Consider the following 23,658-nt stretch of genomic DNA (forward strand, 5'->3'; position numbering starts at 1 on the left):
CTTTGCGTCTCTATTAAATCTCTATGATTATTATAATTGTTTATCCACTGTCTCAACACTGATGTGCTAGATAATTCATATTTGTGTACAATCCCCATTAAAGAATCGTTCCCAGAAAGGTAATCCAGAACAGCTGCTGTTTTGACCTCTTTAGAGTAACGTTTCCATTTACCGAATTTGTTAAGCCCCTCTATTCCATATTTCTGATAGAGGTAAATCCATTCTTTCATTGTTTCATCAGAAATATTATATTGCGAACAGAAGTCTTGAATTGAGGTTTGTCTTTCATTAAACGCTAAAATTAACTCATACTTTTCTTGTGCAGAAAAAGCACTCTTTCCCATAGAAAAGCCCCCAGTAAAGCAAACAGATTTTTATTATTTGATCTGTCTACTTTATTGGGAGCATATCAGAGTTCAGTTCCAAGCGTTTTATATATGACATTGAGATTGTGTTATCTAATGATAAATAGATTTAACATCATAGATTAAAAACAAAATCTCTTTGTTTTTTAATAGCGTGTAGTAGTATAACCTATAATTGAATATTAAGAACAATTGGAGGATGAGAACAGTAATTTATTTTCAGTCGTGGATTCAAACTAGATATATGAAGAAAAGTAACCCGTATATTTTGCAATAAAGCAATCATATCAATAAATTGGACGAAAAAATCAATGGGGTGATCAAATTGTTGGAAATAGAGGTTAAGCAAGATAAAGATTCGCATCAGTTAAATCAATTGTTGTGTTTTAATGTACCTAGTCATGTCCATTCGGTTTCCATTGAAGTGAGAAACGAACAATACATGTGGTTAACCTATATCGTTCATGATCAACAAAAAAAATTAAGGGGACAATTTATTAAAGTTAGTACACCTCAACCAATCATTATTCATCAAGAACAAGAAAAAAGTTCACCCTATACCTATTATGGGGATATACCGGAAGGCGAATGGACAATTGATATATCAATTATAGCTAGAGAGGAAGTAAAAGCTTTAAATAATTGGTGCACTTTTACTATTATGTTTAATGAAGCTAGTGACAATAGAAAACCAGATTTATATATTTGGCAAGATGAACAACAATCCCAAAACCTACTGAATGTAAATGATGAAATCATTTTTAATGAAAGCAAAAGGTGGTATAAGGGAGATTTCCATACCCACACGACATTCTCCGATGGAAAGATGACGAGGGAAGAGAACATGGACAGTGCCAAAAATCAAAACCTAGACTTTTTTGCTGCAACTGATCATAATATTGTTCCTACCTCATGGTTTGATGAAACAGAAATTTTGGTTATCCCTGGTATTGAAGTTTCATCCCCTATTTTAGGGCATTTTAATGTGATTTCTACGAACGACTCCCCTTTTTCAAAGCATAGATTAGAAGATATGTTTTCGGTAGAGGGGAATGTAAAACTACTGTCAGAGGATTACGGTAATGCTCTTATCTCTATCAGCCATCCTTTTTTGAAACATTTTAATTGGAAAGTTACTGAAACTCCGTTGGACAAAATCGACTCAATCGAGATCTGGAACGATCCAACCTTCAAAGATAATATTGAAGCGACGAAAATGGCGCTAATTGCTTGGAATCATCTATTAAATGATGGCCATAAGATTACGGGGATTGGAGGTTCCGACTCGCATAATAAACCAACGGAAAAGTATGAGGGAAGCACCGAACCTTCCTTAATTGGGGACCCGGGAACTTACGTTTTCTGTGATCAACTGACTGCCGCAAATGTTGTTAAAGGTGTAAAAAACGGACATGTCGTTGTCTCCCGAGGGGAGTTTATTCATTTTCAAATTGATGATTTCATCTCTGGTGATCTATGTAATGTAGAAAAGGGTACAGCTAAGGTATTCGCAGATACTGATGACCCAATCTTCTTTGAATGGATTGTAGACGGGCAAGTGGCAAAGAAAGAAACTGGGTATCAATCTGAATTCCATTTTGACTTTGATAAATCCTACCATTGGATAAGAGTGGATGTAAGAAAGAAAGATGGTAGTTTGTATGGATTTACTAATCCGATTTACTTTGGCAGTAAAAATCCGAAGTTAAAGAAGTATGGACAATTACTTGAGATAATGGAAAAATGATAACTTAAGGACCACAGTCGTTGTTCTGTGGTTTTTTTGGCAATTTCATTCCAAATATACCTTCATAAAGATGTATTTGACATAATATTTTAATAAAGTATACTTTTAATGAGGTGAATTTGGATTGGAAAAAAAGCCAATGTATGTGCATGTTCTTGAAAACATAAAAAATATGATTATAAATGGAGAATTTCCTGTTGATCAGCCTCTTCCATCACAAAAGGAATTTGCTGATATTTTTAATACAAGTGAGATTACCTCAAGAAGGGCATTAACTGAACTAGCTAACGAGGGGTACATATTTAGGATTCGCGGGAAAGGTTCTTTTATTAAAAAAATTGAGGATGACGAAGAAACGAAGAAATTAAAGATAAAACGAGTGTATTTTGTTTACCCCGATGCACCATTACAAGTGTTAACACATCGTTTTTACCAGGACTTGATGGATGGGATTTTTTCGTCATGCAAAGAAAAGGGAATCCAATTCCTAACATGGAAAATAGGGGAGAATGAAAAGCTTCCAGACGATAATCAAGCAGGCTTTATTGTTTTACCGCATGTTCAAGGTGCACAAGAAATTTCGGTAAAAACGCTTGAGACTTGGAAGATGAAAGAGAAAAGATTAGTCACCGTACATTTTTACTATCCTCATTTAAAAATTCCTTACGTTGTCATCAATAATATAACGGGTGGTTATTTAGCAACACAACATTTAATATCTTGTGGACACGAAAAAATTGGTATTATCTTAACAGGAAAATCCTTTATGGATATAAATCAGGAATTTTCATTACGAATGGAAGGATATAAATCCGCTTTATTACAACATCAAATCGAGTTTGATCCCTCTTATATTTATATAGCTGAGGGTAATTCAGAAACGGAAGAGATGGGGTATAAGGGGATGAAAGCATTGCTAAGTCTAACTGAACCACCAACAGCAGTGTTTGCTACAAGTGACTATAAGGCTATTGGTGCTATTCGGGCGGCCATTGATTCGGGATTAAAGGTACCTGAAGATATTAGTATTGTTGGCTTCGATGATATTTCGCTAGCAAAATATTCAACTCCCCCATTAACAACCTTTAACCAAAATTCCCAAAATCTTGGAAAGCGTGCCGTTGAAATATTAGTAGAAGAATACAATAAAAAGGAAAATGAAGAAGAGATATTGAAGGATGAAATTGTACCTGAACTTATTATTCGAGAGAGTACAAGGAAAAGATGATCAATCGTATTAGATCCTGCTCATAAAGAACAGTTAGATTCGTTTGTTTCTAACTGTTCTTTTTTAATTATTTGTAAAAGTATACAAAGGCGTTATTTTGTTCTCAAGGGTGCAACAGTAAAGATAAAATAGTACATAAAGACTATACATTAATTACAAAAAATGGTTTACATGAATAAAAGTATATATTATGATTTAAAGTATACTTTTATTATCGTTGAAGGGAGGAAAGTCTACTATGGCTCAACATTGGGAAGCAAAGTGGATTTGGAGCCATTTACCTGAAAATACACCGAATGTTTATTGTGAATTTAGAAAGATGTTTACAGTAGATGAGGAAGTCGACATCTCATCAGCCAATTTATCTATTTCTGCAAATCAGGAATACATATTGTTTATGAATGGGGAAAGGATAGGCAGAGGTCCATCTCCTTCTGATAATAGCTGGAAATATTATGATACATATGAAGTAGCAGCCAATTTACATAAAGGACAAAATACCATAGCTGTATTAGTATATAATTTCGGAACAACGGAAATTGTCACACAACAATTTCAAGGTCCTGGAGGGTTAATTGCCCAACTGGAAATCGAAACGAATAAGAAGAATACAATCATTCCTACTGATTGTACTTGGAAGTGCCGTCAGTCTCCTCGCTGGGTACAAGATGTAAGCAGGCAACATAATTGGAATGGCTACCGTGAAATCTACCTTGCTCAAGAAGAAGATGGGTGGGAAACATCGAAATATGATGACACTAATTGGAATCAAGCACAAGAAATAGCAAATGCTTTAGATACATCCTCTGTTTGGCCTCATCTCATCAAAAGGGAAATTCCTTTTTTACATCAAGAGCTCATCACACCAAAATCTGTTTTTCATAAAGAAGATAATTTAGGCGTTATAGATATACAAGGAAACATAGGTGAATCTAGAATCATCATAGATGCAAGTATACCTGGTTCTTTACCTGCACTCGTTTATGATTTTAGTAAAGAAGTGGTTGGATATCCACACCTCGAAGTTCTCGCGCCACTAGGTGGTGTCATCCTGCTATATTATGGTGAATCATTGGATTTAACACTTTATGACACCTTTATTTTGAAAAAAGGAAGAAATGAGTTAAGTCCGTTTGGAAGAAGGGCTTTTCGATACATGAAAATAGCTGTGCAGGCAACGCCTGAGCCAATTACCCTCGATAACTTACATTTAAACTTTGTCCATTATCCTTTTGTGTCACAAGGCACATTTAAGTCAAGTGACGCTCTTTTAAATCAAATATGGGAAACCGGAAAATACACAACCCAAATTAATAGCCAGGACCATTTGGAAGACACACCATTAAGAGAAAAGGCATTATGGGTCGTTGATGAATTAATCATGGGTAAAGTTATTTATCATGTATTTGGAGATCACAGGCTGCTTAGAAAATGTCTGCTGCAAGGTGCAAGAATTCAAAATGAAGACGGTTCCATTCCGGGGACTGGTCCTGAAAGAAATGACATGATGCTTCCCGACTTTTGTGCCCATTGGTTATTTGGCGTATATGATTATTGGAATTTTACAAATGACATGGATTTTTTAAAGCAATTATGGCCGAATATTAAAAGATTACTAGATTGGTTTAAGAAAAATGAAGCGGAAGACGGCCTGTTTACAATTGAAGGAAAAAATTATTGGTGTTTTATCGATTGGGCTGAATATATTGATCGCCGGGATAAAGTAACAGCTTTATCTTGTTATTATTATAAAGTTTTATTACTTTCCGCAGAGCTTGCGGCAATTATAGAGGATAAAACAGCGACCGTTGAATGGATAAAAAAAGCCAATGCACTAAAGAAACAAATTCACCTTACAATGTGGTCTGACTATCATCAAGCTTATGTGGATTGTGTAAAGGGAGAAGAACATTCAAACAGCATTACATATCAAACCAATTTTGTCGCAATGTGGTCAGGAATCATGTCAGATTATCATGCAGACTATTTTATTAAGGAGTATTTCCTCAAACGGAAAGCACCGGAACTAAAAGGGCCATTTTTCTATTTTATTGTTCTGGAAGAATTATTTAATAGAAATTACTCATTTGAAGCAGTTGATAGAATACGTGAATACTGGGGAGAAATGATTAATAGGGGTGCAACGACATGGTGGGAAGCATTCGATCCTAATTCAGCGAATTGCACAATTCCGAGCCCATATCAAGGTCATACACCAACCTATTTACGCGATTATATTCCTGTTAGTCAATGTCATGGCTGGGGATCGAGCCCAACATATTTAATGACACAGCATATATTAGGCGTTAATGTTTCTCAACTTGGCGATAAAAAGGTTACTTTGAAACCGCTCACAAACAATTTGAATTGGGCAAGAGGAACGATTCCAACTCGTATTGGAGTAATTAAAGTTGATTGGAAGAAAAAAGGTGAGAGGATCAACTTTCAGATTGAGATCCCGGAAGGTCTTCATTGGGAAGGAACATTTAGTCCAGAAATAGATGTACAAGTAAATGGGATTTTATTAGGCGAAAAAGTAAAGTAATTCAAAGAAATTGAGAGGTGGTGATACATTTTAACATTCGCAGTGCAACTTTTAAATGTATTGATTACTTTTTAGGGGGAAAACAAGTGGTGAAAAAGGGAAAAACATTATGTCTGCTCGTTATTTCTGTCTGTTTCGTTCTTATTCTTGGGGCATGTAAAAGTAATACTGTGACAGAGCCAAATAAAGAGGATAAACCAAATCAACCAAATCAACAGGAAGAAAATAAAGAACCCGAAAAAAAGCTAGAAGGTAAAATTCGAATTTCATTGTCTGGTGTAGCAGCAGGCCAAGCAGCAGATCAAAGTGTTTGGGGAAAAGTTGCAGATGCCTATATGGAAAAGAACCCTGGTGTAGAAGTCATTGTTGATAATAAACCTACTGAAGGCTATCAAGAGTGGGTGACAGCACAATTTGCTACTGGTGATGTCCCTGAAGTCGATCTTGTAACCGCGAACGTGATTCCAGCTTCTGTATCAGATAATAAATTAATTGATTTCTTGCCATATTTTGATCAGGTAAATCCTTATACTAATAAGCTTTGGAAGGAAAGCTTTGATTTGGATACGATGCAAGTAAATATGGATGTATATAAAGCCACTGACCAAAAGTATGAAAGTCTAAACTTTGAATCTATTCAAATTATGTGGATTTATAACAAAGATATATTAAAAGAAGCAGGCTATGACCAACCTCCTGAAACATTTGATGACTTAATGAAGATGTTTGAAGATATTAAAAAACTAGGCTACACACCATTTTCAATTGGTGGGAATTCTACTTCTTTATGGTCTGGAAAGGCTGGTTGGGCGATTCGAATTTATGCAGACCAATATTTTAGAGATTCCATCAAACTTGTTCATTCCCAAGAAGATGATTATACATGGTTCGATAAGCTAGACGGACAATGGGAATACGATCCTAGCGATCCGTATAACGATAACAGATCTCATGTTACAACAAATGATTTACGTGTTTGGAAAGCGATTCATGAAAAAGAAGCTCCTTACCGAATGACGGATGAACCAAGATGGGAAAGATTTTATGAAAATATGAAAAAGTTATTCAGTTATGCATCCGATGGTTTTGCAGGGATGACAGATGATGAAGCGTATAAAGAGTTTTTAACCGGAAAGTCAGCTACAATGCTTGGCGATCCTAGCTTTTTCTGGCAGATTCCGAAGGATTTTAAAGATGCAGAACTGACAGGATCTGAAGGTGGGGTTGAGCCTTTTGAATATGGTTTCTTTAACTTCCCAACTATTAAAGACGATCTTGTATTGGCGGATGCTCGTACTATCCATATTCCTATTGGTTTTTATGGTGCTGTTGCAAAAGATGCCGAACAAAATGCTTTAACAGTCGATTTCCTACAGTTTTGGACTAGTCCAGAAGGATACAATATTTATCTTGAAGCAATTCAAAATAGCGACAGTATGTCGTTGACTGGTCCGCCTGCTCTTAAGGATATTCAGCTGCCTTCAGATATGGAAGAAGCATTTGCGCAGTTTGAGTCGATTGGAAACATGGAAGGTCTGCCAAATGCCGCGAATGTATTGGCACGCGGATTATCTGACTATCAACCTAGTGTTCAAGATTGGGTAAGCTTAACGCAGCAATACTTTGCAGGCAAAATGTCTACGAAAGAATATTTAGAGCAATACCAGAAAAATATTGAAAAAGATTTTGAAGGTGCTTTAAAAGAAAGAAATTATGAACTTTCTGATCTTGAGCATGTAGAAAGAAAGCCACCTGAAAGAAACTAGAAAATAAGGTAGATCTGCTCCTAAACGGGGCAGATTTCCACCTTGTTTGAGAGGTGTTATGAATTTGTATATAAAAAGAATTAAACATCCAATAGCACTCTTATTTATTATTTTTTTACTTATCCCCAATTTTTCAGTAAGAGCTGCAATGAACGATTCCTTTATGGTTGAAAACGGATCGAATATTACTTCCATCGCTGTGAATAATGACGCTACACAATTTATCGTTGGTACGTCCGGAGCAATGGCGTATATATACAATGGATCCGGAGAAATGATCAGAGTGCTAGAAGCAAAGAATGTTGTGACAGGCGTTTCTTTATTGCAAGATGGGTCTGCAATCATTTCCTCTGACGATCGAACCCTTTCGCTATATGATCCACAAGGAAAATTAGTATGGCAACAAAAATTTAATTTACCCGTAAAAACAGTAGTAAGTTCAAAGGACGGAGCTATAATAGCCGTCTACCTAAATGGAAGCAATGAAATCATTCTCCTAAATAACGATGGAGAAATAAAAAACAATATAGATTCTGGTTTTAGTATTAGGTCATTGGCTGTATCGAATAATGGTGAATGGATTGCAACAGGCGGAGCAGATCAATATATTCGTATTTTTGATCCGCACGGGAAAAAAGTTAGCGAAATCTCTACAGCAGGCATTATTAATGCCATAGCCATTTCCGATTTAGGTACGGTTGCTATGGGTAGCGATAATACACATATTTATTTACTAGATCAAGAAGGTAATACATTAGTTGATACCCAAGCGGATTGGAGAATTACAGATGTGGATATTACCGCAGATGGACAATACTTTTCCGCATCTGATATGAGAGGTTTTTATTATTTAATAAGCCAAGAAGGAGAAAAGCTTTGGAGTAAGCAAGGGAAGGGAATTGCTCGCGCCGTTTCTTTTGGCGGTGAGGGAAAAATGTTATTTACTGGTTCGGAAGAAGGACTTATTCAATTATTTGATGTTGGAAATGTTATTGAAGAAGCGAAAAAAGCTGAAACAGTAAAAAATATAACATTAACAGGAATTGTGCTCATCATCCTTTTAGTTGTCCTCTCCATAATTTTCGTAGCGATAAAACAAGGGAATGCAAAGATTTTTAAGGACATTTGGAAAGCAAAATATAATTATCTGGTTCTTTTGCCAAGCATTATCTTTATCGGATTATTTTTATATTACCCAGCAATAACAGGACTAATATATTCCTTTTTTGAATGGAACCCTGGAGGGAAATCTCACTTTATCGGTTTAGATAATTTCAAGAAAATACTACATGATCAGTACGTCATTACCGGGATGAAAAATTTAGTGATCATTATGATTAGCGGCACTATTAAATTGATGATCCCACCACTTATTGTGGCAGAATTGCTCTATTTCTTACGCAATAAAACAACTACTTATTGGTTCCGGACGTTATTTGTCGCTTCTATGATTCTACCATCAGTTGCCAATATCCTTATTTGGCAAAATATTTACGGTGCCAAAAGCGGATTATTAAATGAAGCTTTACGGCTTTTTGGCTTAGGTTCATTTACCCAAGCATGGCTTGCCAACCCGAATACAGCGCTATGGGCGATTATTTTTATCGGTTTTCCGTTTATAAGCATTTTACACTTGCTCGTTTATTACTCTGGATTAATTTCAATATCAGATGAATTGAAGGATGCTGCGATGATTGATGGGGCTGGTCCATTCAGGATTATACGATCGATTCATTTACCATTAATTGCAGGGCAATTTAAATTATTGATGGTTTTGACTATCATTGGCTTAATCCAAGACTTTAACTCCATGTTGATTATTACAGGTGGTGGGCCGGGTATTTCCACATATGTACCAGCACTGCAAATGTATTATTCGGCTACGAAGTTTAATGATATGGGCTATGCATCTTCCATTGGGGTAGTGATGTTTTTAATGATTTTTATCCTTACATTAATAAATCTTAGAATGGTTAAATCTGAAGATTAAACTTTTCCCAGCTGTGTAATAACACCATTTTAAGAGGGAGGCAAAGAGATGGAGCTAGAGAACATCAAAAAAACAAACACAAAAAAAAGAGTGAAAATTAGAAAGGATTTTTCGGTTCCTCAGATTATTTTATTTCTAATATTGGCATGCGTTCTATTCCTTACATTAGTTCCAATCCTATTAATGATCTTTATTTCTTTCAAAAGCAACTCACAAATTTTAGGGAACTTTTGGGGCATGCCAAAACCTTGGCTAGTTGCAAATTATAAATTGGCGTTTGCAGGGATATGGAAATATATCATTAATACTGTCCTTTATACGGGAGTCGCATGTTTGTTCATTGTGACATTATCTTCTGTGGGCGGATACGTGTTTGCAAAGAAAAAGTTTCCGGGCAAAGAAATTATTTTCATGTTGTTCTTAGCTATGATGATGGTTCCTGGGCTTTTAACATTGATTCCATCTTACGTTTTGCACCATCAGCTAGGACTAACGAATACTCCTTGGGCGATTATTTTACAACATACCGCAGGAGGACAGATTTTTGGGATATTTTTGTGTCGCAGTTTTATGAATGGTCTTCCAAATAGTATTTTTGAATCCGCAAGAATTGATGGTGCAAGTGAATTTGTCATTTTCCGAAAGATAGTGATTCCAATGACAACACCGATTTTAACAACAGTAGTTGTCATGCAATCGGTTGGAATTTATAACGATTACGTTTGGCCATTACTCGTGATACGTGATAGTGCAAAGCAAGTCGTTTCCGTTGGATTAACTTTGTTTTCCAGTCAATTTGGAACAACTGCTACAGGTATACAATTCGCGGGATTTGCCATATCCTCCATTCCATTATTAATTACCTTTATTTTTGGAATGAAATATTACATTCAAGGTATGACGCAAGGTGCTTTGAAAATGTAATGCTATTAATCCTTTGTAGGTTTTTAAAATCTACCGGGATTATACAGGAATATGTGAAATATTGAACACAACTTTCGGCCTAGGAATTTAGTTGGTCTGTAAAAGAATTTTAGGAGGTGATATCTCATGTGAACAAATGGTCGCAAGTTGCTTTGGTGGAGGAAAATAAGGAGGGAAAGGAATTTATGAAACGTTTTAAGTTATACACGTTGGCAGTAGCTCTAGTCATGCTCTTTCAACTAGGGTTTGCAGAGTTGATTTTAGCAGGTCCTTATCATTCTGACATCGTAGAATCAGATAATTATAGAAAAGGTAATGCAATATTTGCTGGAAAAGTTATAAATGATTTTAACACCCCAGAACAGGCCTCTGAGTGGAAAGCGGGAGAGAATACAAAAGATGTGATATATGCGACTAGTTTGGCGCAAAGTCCGGTATATGAGGGATCCGGTGTTTTAGAGCAGATTCCGGAAAACGTCAAGGTTTATGAATGGAGAACCATTTATCGGGAATTAGAGACACCGCTTGATCTTTCGGATTATAAGTATTTTGCGTTTGCCGCTAATTCTTGGGCTTGGCAATCCGTTGATTACTTCTTAAAAATCAAATTGTACAGTGAGGAAGATGTATTTGAATCTGTAACGAAAATCAATCCAAATACATGGAATCCATTATTCCTCGATATTTCTAATTGGGAAAAACGGGATTCTATTACGAAAATCGAATTCTCATTTGTACAAAACTTTAACCTAGAAGGAATAGGACCTGGAGCACCAGGCTATGATTATTGGAACGGCCGCTTCCAAATTGATTATATAGCAGCGACAAATATATTAGATCTACAGTTCTCTGTTGATGGAGAAACGGAAGGTTTTACCGCTAATAATGGTAAATTACAGACTGAAGGCGGAGCTCTCCATTATGAAGTAACGGATCAAAATACTTACCTAGAATCACCTCGATTACTACAAGAATTATCAGTTCGTGATACTTTAGTTGTCCCAATGAAAAATACGACGGATGCCAAACAAGTAAAAATTTCTTGGATTACGGAAGATGATCTGGAATGGAATGAAGAGAAATCAAAAATATTTGATGTAAAGTCATCTAAGGATTTCATTAACTATAATTTTAATTTCTCTAATAACCCAAAATGGAAAGGAACATTAGCTCAGTTTCGGATTGAACCAATCATAACAAATCCAACTGGTTCTCTCATTTTCGATAAGTTCAAGCTTGATATTTCTTTAAATTTGGAAGGTGACTATCAAGGGGAAATATCGGCAAGTGAGATTTCTGATGTAAATACGTTAGAAGTAAGTGGAAAAGTTAATAAGAGCTACTTAGAGGAAAATGAAGATGCAAAATTATTGCTTTATGAGTTACAAACGTATGAAAAGATAGCGAATATAGGGGAAATGACACCTATTTATCAGCAAGAAGCAAAAGAGTCTTTCACTTTAAAAGTTTCTTTAAAGGAAAATGATCATAATCGTTTATATTCAAAGTTTGTAGTTGCGTTGCAAAATAAGGATGGGGAAATGTCCTTTGTTGATAGTCCTCACTATATTACGAACCCAGGAAAATTGGCTCAAAATCAATATCCATTCCCAGAAGGAAAAAGTAAAAAGGGCTTGCAAGTACAGATGACAGATGATGCCGAAGAATTAGGTGTAAGTCATGCGGCAATTAATGTGTCATACGATTCGATGCTATATAAAGATAATAGCAATCCTAATAATACAATCGAATATAATTTTGAAGGGGAAACCTATTATTTTAAAGCAAACTATATAAAAAGTCTGGATAGCAGTATTAAAAGTCTATCAGATAATAATAATGTAGTTTCTTTAATCTTAATTCTATACAATGTCATTCATCCTGACTCACCAAATGAGCATCTTATTCATCCTGAGGCTGAACCCGGCGGAATTGTATATGCAATGAATACAGCGAATGAGATCGGTGTGAAATATTATAAGGCGATTACGAATTTTATTGCGGAACGATACACAAGAAGCGATGAAAAGTATGGGCGCGCTGTTAACTTCATCGTAGGAAATGAAGTAGACGAAAATCAAACATGGAATAATATGGGGCCAAAGCTTGTTACAGATTATGCTAAGGAATATGCCCAAACATTAAGATTAACTAACACAATTGTAAAAAGCAATTACGCAAATGGAAAGGTTTACACTTCTTTAACACATAATTGGGATAAGGATATGCCAGCTGAATCAAAATGGAGTTATGATGGGCGTGATATTGTAGACATGTTACAGCAATTTATACGCTCTGAAGGAGATATTCCTTGGAATATTGCATATCATCCTTACCCCGAAAATCTATTCGACCCTGTTTTTTGGAAAGATCCAAGTGCAGACAATAGTTTCGACACGAATGTCATAACATTTAAAAATCTTGAAGTATTGGTGGACTACATGAAACAGGAAGAGTATTTGTTTGATGGGGAAATGCGCAGAATTATTCTCTCTGAACAAGGCTTCCACAGTCTAGATAATTCACTAGAGTCACAGAAACTTCAAGCCGCGGCATATGCATATGCTTATTATAAAATTAAATTTTTAGATGGAATTGACTCCTTTATCTTGCACCGTCACGTGGATAGTAAACCAGAATATGGTCTGCATTTAGGTTTGTGGACATTTGCGGAAGAAGGAACTAATACTCCAGAGAAACAAAAATATATTTACGATGTCATGAAGTATATTGATACTGAACGTTCACTTGAAGTGACTGATTTTGCGAAATCCATTATTGGAATCAAGGATTGGAAAGATGTTATCCCTAGTTTTAACCCGGATTTATTGGCAGAAAGAAATCTTCCAACGGTTGTTGGAACAGAAATTGTGAAGAAGCCATTACAAGAAAAGAAATTAAGCGATTTTGATAAAGATATAGGTAAATGGGAGCGTGCAGATAATGCTAACTCCGTAGAATGGAATACAAAAGACCCATTGGCAGGAAAAGGGTCTTTACAAGTCAATTTTAGTACTTTTGCAAAATATTGGCGTGGAGCAGATATCAAACTGGATAAACCGATAAATGCTAAGTCAACTCCGTATCTAAATCTTGGCTTGAAAATTCCAAACGCACCTAAAGGTCGACCATATACTGCAAAAGTGAAAGTATATAGCGGCGAAAATTATGCGGAAGGCGTATATTCTTTTGAAAAAGAGGATGAGTGGAATAGAATTGCGTTAAATTTAAAAAGTTGGAAAGGTAATGACTCTATTGATCGAATTAAAGTCTGGATTAAATCTACTACAACAAATAATTGGGGAGGCACCTTCTTAATTGATGAAGTATCCTTCTCTGAAAATGTTGTACCTGTTGGTGGAGAAAAAAATGTTGAAATCAATGCCAAGATGGATACAGAAAACCTGCAAATAGGAACAAAACTCCAGGTTGAGGTAGTGAATCATGATAAGAAGGACTTAAACGGAGAAATTGCAGTAGGGTCTGAATATGTCACATTTGATCAAGACGCATTAAAAGTGATCGGTATTAAATCAGGACAAAGTAAGACGTTTACGCTAACAGTAACCGAGTTGCAACTTCCAGAAGGGGGAGATGTTACAGTAGCCTTTTCATATCGTGAAAAAGTGTGGAAACACGTATTGGAGAAAATAGAAAAGAAGACGGAAGGACTCCTTTACAATTTTGAAAAAGATACTGAGGGCTGGCTTGCTGGAGCGAATGTCGATGCTGTTACGAGCAGTGAAAGCTTTTTGAATGGTCCACAAACTCCCTATTTCGGTTCTGCCATACTAGCAGCTAAAGGTGCTGGAGTATCCGCGACTCAATGGAGAACGGTTTATGTAGAACCGGAAAAACCGCTAGACTTAAGTGGTGCATCAGAGTTATTTTACTTTATTAATTCGTATGGTGGTGTTCCCAACGCTACCTACGAAACTAAAATTACACTTTATAGCGGCACAGAATCATTGAGCGAAACATTTTCGATGCGACCGGATCAATGGAATGAAGTACGTGTAGATATTCAGGATTGGGTATCAAAAGACAAAATAAATAAAATTGAAATTTCGTTTCGAGCAGTTGGGAACGATATAGCTTGGGGATCTGAGTTCCAGGTGGATTATGTGGGATATATGAAATAAGAAGTATCAACTTCAGTCCAAGAAACAGAGCATCAGCTTTGTTCGTGTAACATTCATGGAAAAGAGGAAATTCCTTTAATGGATGATAGGATCCAACACACCACTTATATTTTTCATGCGATTTCCTCCGCAACTGAAATAATAGATGAGTGTAAAAAAGCGAGTTGCCAATTTTAAATGGTCAGCTCGCTTGTTTTTTTGTCTAGCTCCAGTGCCTATCGACTAGCAAACTTCTTGTCCTCTTCCCTACGATAAGTCAACATCAGCTCGTTCCTCGCTGTGTTTCCTTTATCTCAGTCTGCCGAAGTTTGTAGGTCGATAAGCAAGGCGCATCCGCTTTCCTAACTCCTAAGTTAAGTATAGCACATAAATAAAAAAATTTTCAGACTGTTTTTATAAAAAAATGACGATTAAAATGAGAGCACGTGTTAAAAAATGGATGGACAACAGAGGGGGATTTTATGGAAAGTAAAAAGGCTCAGACGTTAACTTTATTTGCACTTGCTTGGCCGATTTTGATTGAAATCCTAATGTTGAGACTTATGGGAATTGCTGATACATTCATGCTCAGTCATTATTCAGACAATGCTGTTGCGGCGGTTGGTTTTTCGGATCAAATCCTCGCTATGACTGTCATGCTTTGTAGTATGGTGACAATTGGGACGACGATATTGGTCTCCAGATATGTAGGGGCAAAAGATAAGCATAGTGCATCGGAAGTTACTCGGGTTTCCATTTCTCTAAATTTCTTGTTTGGTTTATTATTAGGTCTGGTTTTGGTCCTATTTGCTTCGGATCTTTTACGAATTATGGGGTTACCTGCTGAACTGATGAAAGATGCAACCATCTATATGGTCATTATCGGTGGTTTCACGTTCATCCAATCATTGATGTTAACAGTATCGGCGGTCATTAAAGGCCACGGGCTGACAAAGCAAGTCATGTACGTCATGACGGGAGCCAATATCCTTAATATAATCGGAAACTATTTATTTATTTTCGGACCTTTTGGCATTCCTATTCTAGGCGTTAAAGGGGTAGCAATTGCAACAGTTGCAAGTCGTTTCATCGGAACTATTGCCCTTTTCGTTATCTTGAAAAAAAGGATTGGCGAGTCTATTCCATTATCCAAACTATTCCGTTTTCCAAAACATCACGTTAAAAATCTCCTTAAGATTGGAATTCCTTCATCAGTCGACTCCATCGCATGGAACTTACAAATGGTTGTTATTACTATTTTTATTGCCTTGATTGGGACTACAGCATTAACGACTAATGTATATACAACCAATTTAAGAGCCTTTATCACGATGTTCTCAGGGGCTCTTGGCCAAGGAACGTTAATTCTCATTTCCCGTAAAATTGGTGCGAGAAAAATGGATGGCGCCTACGCGCAAAGCATGCACATTTATAAAATTGCTGCTTTAGTAGCGCTTTGTGTAGCGGGGATATTTTTTCTGTTTTCCAAGCCTCTTCTTAAAATCTTTACCAACAGCCCAGACATCATTTTACTTGGGTCCACAATCATTCTATTAACTTTATTACTTGAACCAGGTCGTGCATTTAATCTCGTATTCAATAATTCGCTTAAAGCTGCTGGGGACGTAAATTTTCCCGTATTAATAGCTATTCTAGGAATGTGGTTCATTAGTGTTCCAATTGCTTATATCCTCGGTATTCATTTAGGGTGGGGGTTAATTGGCGTTTGGATTGGTTTTGTTGTGGATGAATGGGTGAGGGGAATTATTTTAATGAGACGATGGCGCTCAAGAATATGGGAACAGAAAGCAGAAGAATTGGAAGCGGCGAAGTCTTAATTCAGTATTATGAAGGGGGTGTTACCATAACACCCCCTAATAGGTTGTAAAGTATAATAACTTCTGCACTATATAAACTGCCCTTTGCATAGTAGTAAGCGGATTTTGATACTTCTCAAAATCTAGTGTAAAATCACCATCTCTATTATTCCATTGACGCTTAAAATAATCGTCCATCTCATTGGCAATACTCGAGTCGACTTTCGCTTCAATCTTCACATTCGTTTCTAAGTTATAATCGTCCATATTTCGCTGGGTAAAATTTGTGGATCCGCCGATTACAATGATGTAGTCTTTTTTCTTTATATAAAGCAGCTTAGGGTGATATTGCTCCTGTCCCGTGTTATACCAACGAATGTGGATCTTCCCTTCTGATTTTTCATGTAATTCTTTAGCCACAGGTCGATTCGGCAGTCCAGACTTTTTAGAGCCGAATGCATTTTCATTTGGGTCTAAAATTAAGTTGATTTTGACACCGCGCTCGCTCGCTGCTAGCAATTCCTCGATAACATCTCGTTCTGCTAAATAAAACATCGCCATCCAAATTTGATCATCTTTTTCTGCTTTTTTAAGTGATTGAGTTACCTTTTTTGCTACTTTTCCTTCCGTTAAAAGCTGAGCTGCAACATCTCCAGCTTCACTCTTTCCTTTATAAGTAGGCAAAACATACCCTCCAGCTAAATTAGCTGCTGCTTGCTCAGACTTTAACACATCTTCAATAATCGGGCCTTCCAACTCAAATCCAATATTGGAGTGGTAAGCACTTGCATCATGGGGATTTCCGGATAAAATAATCGCCTTTTTATCTGTGGCCACCGTTTTGCGATGATTGGCTTTGACATTAAGTAATTTAAGATAGGAGCGAAGTGTCATATCAGGAGCTTGGTCGGCCATCGCATTGGAAAGGGTTCCTTTTCCTTCTTGACCAAACCATTGGAAAAACATCCGCCATATTGCTGAATATAAAGGATTAGAATCCCGAAGTGGATCGACATCTGTTATCAAAACATTTATTCCATGTGACTTTAGCTTTTCGAACTCCTCATTTCTATGGGAGCCATATGAAGTATTAATTTCATCTGTGATTATCACTATTTCAATATCAGGATTGCTTTTCTTTTTTTCAATTAGTTTATTCGTTAACGAAGAGCTTAATGGAGGAAAATCTAAAGCTTGATCGTAATAATCATTGAATAAGAAGAAATCCATAATAACGAATCTTTCAGCCTCTTCAATCGCTTGAAAGACACTATCAAATATTTCTTGTTCATGCTTGGTCTCTTTCCCAATTTTATATGTTAAGTCATATAAAAATTGCACTTGATCCTCTTGTAAATAGTGGATATCTCCTTCATAGGAAACACCTTCTGGCAAAGGTTTATTCTCCTGATAATAGATCGTTCCTATATAAAAACTTAAGAATAATAGAAGGCCTGTTATTAGAATTCCTTTTTTATACTTTTTCGGCATTAAACTTCCCCTCTCTAGTATTTGTGCTATTCCCGAATAATTATTTTGAAAAACAAAGAAGGGCATATATTGTTTAATTTGAGGTTGATTGTTAATATGATAATTTGGATAGAAGTGATAAAGAGAGGTTTATTTATGACTAGATATGTATATTCCTTTTTCATATTTGTTTTAATTTTTACTATGGTAGGATGTTCCCAGAACGTTAATAATAGGGTTCAAGTTACGTTGGCAAAGCCAATTGATGGAGATACGATTGCCGTTATGTATAATGGCAGCGAGCAAAAAGTAAGATTTTTACTAGTGGATAGCCCAGAAACAGCCCATCCGCGTCTAGGTGAACAACCTTTTGGGCAAGAAGCGAAAGAGTTTACTAGAAGTTTAGTAGAAAATGCTAAAAAGATAGAATTAGAATTTGATATCGGACCAAATCAAGATAAATATGGACGCTTGTTAGCTTATGTATACGTGGATGGAAAGATGATTCAAGAGGAATTGTTAAAGAAAGGCCTAGCAAGAGTCGCTTACATATACCCGCCTAACACCCGCTATGTTGATCAATTTGATGTCATTCAAAAGAAGGCCCAAAAAGAAGGAGTAGGGATTTGGGAAATCGAGAACTATGCCCAAGAGGATGGATTTCACCCGGAAACAATAGATTCTAGTCCAAAAGAGAATAAATCGAAAGACTGCCTAATAAAAGGAAATATTGGCCGTGAAAAAATTTATCATACACCTGATTCGCCATGGTATAAGCAAACAAAGGCAGAGGTGATGTTTTGTACGGAAAAGGAAGCGGTGAAAGCTGGGTTTCGTCCTCCGAAGCAGTAGTTTGATGGTAATAGATAATGTACTTTATTTTTTTCCTTTAAATGAAGAATGGTCATAAACTTATCCACTAATTGAAATGAAATAGTCAGTTGACAAGTCAATAAAATGTACCTTATGATTTATTCATACAGTTGAATCTTTCTCCTAAAGGGGAGTAGCTTTTATGACAAAGTCGTCATTACAGAGTTCGCACTCTCGGCTTTGTTGGCAACATATCGTTGTTAGCGAGACCTTTACCAATTGGTAGAGGTCTCTATTTGTGTCAAAACCTTTACCGAAATTGGTAAAGGTTTTTTTAGGTTTATAGAGATGGTAAAACGTATACGAAAGAAGGTAATGGAATGAGAAAAATACAAGAATCTACATTGAAGTTAATACGTAAAAACAAGGAACATCTTTATTAAGATAGGGAAATAATTGCAGAAATTGAACTAAGCATTGAAGAAAAATATACAAATAAATGATATAGGGGGTTCTTATTCTTGTTATTAAGGAAATACATGTCTCTTTTAGGAATAGGGTCAGCGCAGATCGATCTTATTTTGCCGAAGGATACTTACGAGGTTGGGGAAAATATAGAGGGATATTTCTTAATTAAAGGTGGTACAATCGATCAACAATTAAGACAAATTGACTGTGAATTGATTATGAGTGAACAACTTATGGGTATTAAAGAAATTATAGATACACAATCAATTTTGACGTCGAAACGAATTGAATCAGATGAAATATACAAAATCTCTTTTTCGTTTAAACTACCAGATTCTATCTCCGTTTCATCTGAAGAAATATCTTATTGTTTTAAAACAAAGTTAACTTTTAATGAAGGGGTAGAAAGTAGAGACAAGGATATTATTCGCATCATTTAGTTACAATCATTATTAAGATGAGAAAGGGTTGAACTACTAATGTTGGAAACAAAAGAAGAACTACTAGCTGAATTAAAAAAGAGTAAAGATTGGGAAAAAAACCAGGATGGATTATGGTTTTGGGAAAAACTCGGTCGTCTTCCATTCAAAATTCTGGACAAACTTACGCCTGCTTTTATACACAAAAAAATTGGCGTAATTCTAGATGAATTAGGCAAATATATTCAATCCGGAGGGAGATATCTAAGTTCAGTTTCATCACTTAAGTCGTATTATCCTCATAAAAACGTTAGTACGTTAGAGGATTTGGATATGGTATCTATCGGAGAAATGGATAACGCAGTTAGCAAACTTAAAAATAACCGAAGACGCCTAGCAACCGTTCAAGGCGCAAGTACAGGTATTGGGGGATTATTCACTTTATCAATTGATATCCCATTGCTTCTCGGACTTCAAATAAAAACACTTCAGGATATTGCTATTTGCTACGGTTATAATCCGAATGATAAAAAGGAAAGGATATTTATTGTGAAAGTTCTACAATTTGTTTCCTCAGATATTGTTGGGAAACGAGCGATATTAAAACAATTATCTCTCATAGATTCCCCGGACGAAGATGCAAAAAGAAATGTTATTTCGGAACTTCAAGGGTGGCGAGAGGTTGTCATAAAATATCGAGATCATGTCGGTTGGAAAAAGATTTTTCAAATGATCCCAATAGCTGGAATCGTTTTTGGGGCTTTCATTAACCGCTCGGCGATTAACGACCTTTCTGAGGCTGGGATAATGCTTTATCGAAAGAGAAGGATTGAAGAACGTTTAGTCCAATTAGATAATCAAACTATAACAAACGTAAAAAACTTATCAGACTGAATTCCTTTAATGATCCATTATCTATTATTTGTTAGCAATGTACTATAATATGCTGGGCTTATGATAATAAAGAGATTCGATCAAAATTACTTAGATAAAACTGTGGTCTAGAATGGTATGTGGGGGAAATATGGAGTATGTAGCTGGAGCAATTTTTATATTGTTGGAGGTATTAGGATACTGATATTTACTGGTTTTAGTTTTCATCATCTATAAATCGCAAATATTAAATTTCCTTTTTACAGCCAAACAATAGATTTGGTCTGCAAAGGGAATTTTTTCGTTATTAAGCGGCCATTTGCCGACATTCTTCCGCACATCTAAAGCATGCATCTGCACATTTCTGACAGTGATCATGGTCATGCTTTTTGCATTCTTTACCACACGCTTCACAAACTTCTGCACACAATTGGCAAATTTGCTTAGCGAATGGGCTGTTAGACTGCATCGATTTAGCCACAAAACTACATATATCTGCACATTCACGATCCATGCGTATACAGTCTACCATCATGTCCATATCTTTTTCCTTTAAGCAGGCGCCATAACAAGTATTGCAGGCTTCCATACACTCCAAGCAAGCTTGGATGCACTGTTCGTAAGAGTGAGTGATCATGCAATCATCCTTCCTATAGAATTGAACTTTATTACTTTTCCCGATTGAAAAGTATATAAACTGAAATAAAAGCTTATTTGTACTGACTATACTATTATCTTATAAGGTATTTCACTTTTACCCCGTAGTGAACCCTAAGATGAAAATTAATATTATTGGCAGCGAAGTTATTCTATAAACGCGTTGGAACAAGTGGTAAATCTGTGATTATTGCGGTGAAAAACATGGAAGAAGAGGTACATTCTTATGGTCATAATCAATTTGAATTGATTTTATTAGGAAAAGGGGTTTGTGAGTTATACCATGAATTTAAGAATCCTAGTTAGCTCAATTATCCAGAAAAAATAGTGGGCAAGGAAGTCTCCTTGACCCACCACTTTTTTAGTAATATGTTAATGAATCCAGTACTTCGTTAATGCTTAATTCTGCACAAGCCATTGATGTGTCGGCAACACCATAATACATTTTTACAATGTCGCCTTCTACGAGTACTCCACATGAAAATACCACGTTTCCGAAGAATCCTTCTACTTCATAGCTTGTTTCTGGTTCTAGTAATGGTTTTTCCGAACGAGCGACTATTTTTGTAGGGTCTTCTAAGTCTAGTAAGAGAGCACCCATACAGTATCGGTTGTCTTTACTTGCACCATGGTAAAGCTCAAGCCAGCCTTTATCCGTTTTTATTGGCACTGCTCCAGCTCCGATGCGGCCATCATCCCACATGTTGTTACGGAGTCCAAATAAAAATTGATGATTCCCCCAGTATAGTAAATTATCTGATTCTGCAATCCACACTTGAGGTGCTCCTGTTGCACTAGGTACAGGACGATGTAAGGCATAGTATTTTCCATTTATTTTTTCAGGAAAAATCGTAACGTCCTTATTTTCCGGACTAAAGATCATTCCATGGTGTACAGTCTGTTCAAAATCCTTTGTAGATACTAGCGATTCTCCTACTCCCATTGGAGAAATCGCACTGAAGTATACATAATACGTATCTTCTATTTTTGTGACACGTGGATCCTCAATACCAAAGGTTTCATGGATATTTGATGGATACACAAATGGTTTATCATCGATTGTAAAATGACGGCCATCTTTACTTCTAGCTAATCTTAAATAGGAAAGGGATGTTAAATATACGAACTTATTGGTTTCTTTATCCAAAATCACGCGAGGATCAGAAAAATCATATCTTGTATCGTCTTTCTTTAACTCAACGACTTCTAACTCATCGGTTGCTGGATTATATACAGGTGCTTTAACGATGTTTGGATCTTTGCTCAGAGGTCTTTCAGCGACCCGGAGAACGAGAATGGTTTCCCCATTAAATTCTGTGACTCCGGCATTAAAAGTCCCAATGACTTCAAAATTCTTATGATACGGTGTGACATCCATTGGTGTGATTAATGGATTTTCTTCATAACGATAAATATTCATCTGAATTTCTCCTGTTGTTGAAATTGAACTGGTAAAACCAACTCAAATTGTATTTTTTAATCTCTAAACTAGTCCATTTTTCTTTCTACGATATTGCCATATCCTTCAAAAGGATTGTCGATGGTGATTCTTCCTTCTTCTGTATCACCAATCCCACTATACAGATCAACTTTCCCATCAGGTCTTACGACGATTCCTGAAGTAAATGCACAATCTACAAGATTAGGTAGTTTTGCAGGTCCATCTGGGTAACATGAACGTGTACCAATAATTTTTTCGTTAATCAATTGATGTGTTTTAGGATCAAAAACAAAAGAGACGTTCATGTATACCTTTATTTCTTCTCCGTCATCAGCGAGTTGATTGTAGCATTTATGTCCAATCACTCCGATATAACCACTTGATAATAGGTAACATTGATTACAACCGCCCCATTCATCCTTGCCGAATAATCCTTCGATGATAGGAGCATTTTCAATCACTTCAGCCGTTAATTCACTCAAATGATGGATCGTTGTAAAGCCTACAATCGACTCGCTGCCATATTTTTTACGGATTTCTTCACTTCTTGGTCTTGAAAAAACGCCGATTTGATTATCGTCTAATTGAACAAGACGAATATCTTTCATGTATTCAGGACCGGTTGTGAAATAATATAAATTATCCAATTCCGTTCCTTTATAGAAATAGGCAAAAAATGTATCAATCTCACCTTGTTTATAACGAACGTGGGTTCCTCCCATCACTAGTTCCTGATCGATAAACGCAATGTACGGATCCTCCAGCTGATAGATCATCGAGTCACTAACTAACGTCCACTCATCCTGTCCAGTATTCTCAAATAAACGAACCCATGATCGAGCCCATTCATCACGCTTTTCTACTCTTCCAAAGATATAGGTCTTATTCTTATATGAAAAAGGAATGGAAGTGTTATAAACATCGAATCCATCTACACCAATAAAGGTTAGTTTTGCAGATTCATAGACGTTCTTTGTTTTTTCAAACTGCTCTCTTTTTTTCGCTAAATTCATG

At 36.2% G+C, this 23,658-nt stretch carries 16 protein-coding genes; 11 read left to right on the plus strand and 5 right to left on the minus strand.

The window, feature by feature from the left end:
- On the minus strand, positions 1 to 344 hold a 344-nt coding region (locus KHA97_RS18260; protein WP_325167493.1), incomplete at its 3' end, for a helix-turn-helix domain-containing protein.
- A gap of 346 nt (positions 345 to 690) precedes the next feature.
- Between KHA97_RS18260 and KHA97_RS18265 the strand changes: the two genes are divergently transcribed.
- The 8 genes from KHA97_RS18265 to KHA97_RS18300 all read left to right on the plus strand — a co-directional run bounded on the left by KHA97_RS18265 (position 691) and on the right by KHA97_RS18300 (position 16,524).
- Positions 691 to 2,112 (plus strand): CehA/McbA family metallohydrolase, encoded by a 1,422-nt coding sequence (locus tag KHA97_RS18265; RefSeq protein WP_213126198.1) that lies wholly within the window; start codon positions 691 to 693, stop codon positions 2,110 to 2,112.
- Positions 2,113 to 2,236: 124 nt separating this feature from the next.
- Positions 2,237 to 3,340, plus strand: a complete 1,104-nt coding sequence (locus KHA97_RS18270) for a GntR family transcriptional regulator (RefSeq protein ID WP_233713620.1) — start codon at positions 2,237 to 2,239, stop codon at positions 3,338 to 3,340.
- 238 nt (positions 3,341 to 3,578) lie between these two features.
- Positions 3,579 to 5,885, plus strand: a complete 2,307-nt coding sequence (locus tag KHA97_RS18275) for an alpha-L-rhamnosidase-related protein (RefSeq protein ID WP_213126199.1) — start codon at positions 3,579 to 3,581, stop codon at positions 5,883 to 5,885.
- 86 nt (positions 5,886 to 5,971) lie between these two features.
- Positions 5,972 to 7,651 carry an ABC transporter substrate-binding protein gene (locus KHA97_RS18280; RefSeq protein WP_213126200.1) on the plus strand — a complete coding sequence of 560 codons (1,680 nt, stop codon included), beginning with the start codon at positions 5,972 to 5,974 and terminating at the stop codon, positions 7,649 to 7,651.
- Positions 7,652 to 7,715: 64 nt separating this feature from the next.
- Positions 7,716 to 9,641 carry a DUF5711 family protein gene (locus KHA97_RS18285; protein WP_213126201.1) on the plus strand — a complete coding sequence of 642 codons (1,926 nt, stop codon included), beginning with the start codon at positions 7,716 to 7,718 and terminating at the stop codon, positions 9,639 to 9,641.
- Positions 9,642 to 9,689: 48 nt separating this feature from the next.
- Positions 9,690 to 10,565 carry a carbohydrate ABC transporter permease gene (locus KHA97_RS18290; RefSeq protein WP_213126202.1) on the plus strand — a complete coding sequence of 292 codons (876 nt, stop codon included), beginning with the start codon at positions 9,690 to 9,692 and terminating at the stop codon, positions 10,563 to 10,565.
- A 128-nt stretch (positions 10,566 to 10,693) separates the two neighbouring features.
- Positions 10,694 to 14,707: a DUF5722 domain-containing protein gene (locus tag KHA97_RS24520; protein ID WP_213126203.1), complete on the plus strand. Its 4,014-nt coding sequence runs from the start codon at positions 10,694 to 10,696 to the stop codon at positions 14,705 to 14,707.
- Positions 14,708 to 15,168: 461 nt separating this feature from the next.
- The gene (locus KHA97_RS18300; RefSeq protein WP_213126204.1) at positions 15,169 to 16,524 is read left to right on the plus strand and encodes an MATE family efflux transporter; all 1,356 of its coding nucleotides are present in this window, start codon (positions 15,169 to 15,171) and stop codon (positions 16,522 to 16,524) included.
- Between the two features lie 36 nt (positions 16,525 to 16,560).
- Here KHA97_RS18300 and KHA97_RS18305 read toward each other — a convergent pair whose 3' ends face one another.
- A complete protein-coding gene (locus tag KHA97_RS18305) occupies positions 16,561 to 17,994 on the minus strand; it encodes a phospholipase D family protein (RefSeq protein ID WP_213126205.1) in 1,434 nt (477 codons plus the stop codon).
- Positions 17,995 to 18,177: 183 nt separating this feature from the next.
- Between KHA97_RS18305 and KHA97_RS18310 the strand changes: the two genes are divergently transcribed.
- The 3 genes from KHA97_RS18310 to KHA97_RS18320 all read left to right on the plus strand — a co-directional run bounded on the left by KHA97_RS18310 (position 18,178) and on the right by KHA97_RS18320 (position 20,567).
- A complete protein-coding gene (locus tag KHA97_RS18310) occupies positions 18,178 to 18,825 on the plus strand; it encodes a thermonuclease family protein (protein WP_407658051.1) in 648 nt (215 codons plus the stop codon).
- Positions 18,826 to 19,307: 482 nt separating this feature from the next.
- Positions 19,308 to 19,694: a sporulation protein gene (locus KHA97_RS18315; protein ID WP_213126207.1), complete on the plus strand. Its 387-nt coding sequence runs from the start codon at positions 19,308 to 19,310 to the stop codon at positions 19,692 to 19,694.
- Between the two features lie 39 nt (positions 19,695 to 19,733).
- Positions 19,734 to 20,567, plus strand: a complete 834-nt coding sequence (locus tag KHA97_RS18320; RefSeq protein ID WP_213126208.1) for an EcsC family protein — start codon at positions 19,734 to 19,736, stop codon at positions 20,565 to 20,567.
- Between the two features lie 286 nt (positions 20,568 to 20,853).
- Here KHA97_RS18320 and KHA97_RS18325 read toward each other — a convergent pair whose 3' ends face one another.
- The 3 genes from KHA97_RS18325 to KHA97_RS18335 all read right to left on the minus strand — a co-directional run bounded on the left by KHA97_RS18325 (position 20,854) and on the right by KHA97_RS18335 (position 23,657).
- Positions 20,854 to 21,183 (minus strand): four-helix bundle copper-binding protein, encoded by a 330-nt coding sequence (locus KHA97_RS18325; RefSeq protein WP_213126209.1) that lies wholly within the window; start codon positions 21,181 to 21,183, stop codon positions 20,854 to 20,856.
- 381 nt (positions 21,184 to 21,564) lie between these two features.
- Positions 21,565 to 22,623 carry a BtaManbiosPhlase gene (locus tag KHA97_RS18330; protein ID WP_213126210.1) on the minus strand — a complete coding sequence of 353 codons (1,059 nt, stop codon included), beginning with the start codon at positions 22,621 to 22,623 and terminating at the stop codon, positions 21,565 to 21,567.
- A 68-nt stretch (positions 22,624 to 22,691) separates the two neighbouring features.
- Entirely contained in the window at positions 22,692 to 23,657 is a 966-nt protein-coding gene (locus KHA97_RS18335) for a DUF1861 family protein (protein WP_213126211.1), read from the minus strand.
- Between the last annotated feature and the right edge of the window lies 1 nt (position 23,658).

Origin of the sequence: Lederbergia citri (genome assembly GCF_018343625.1) — a bacterium.
Lineage (GTDB): Bacteria > Bacillota > Bacilli > Bacillales > Bacillaceae_C > Lederbergia > Lederbergia citri.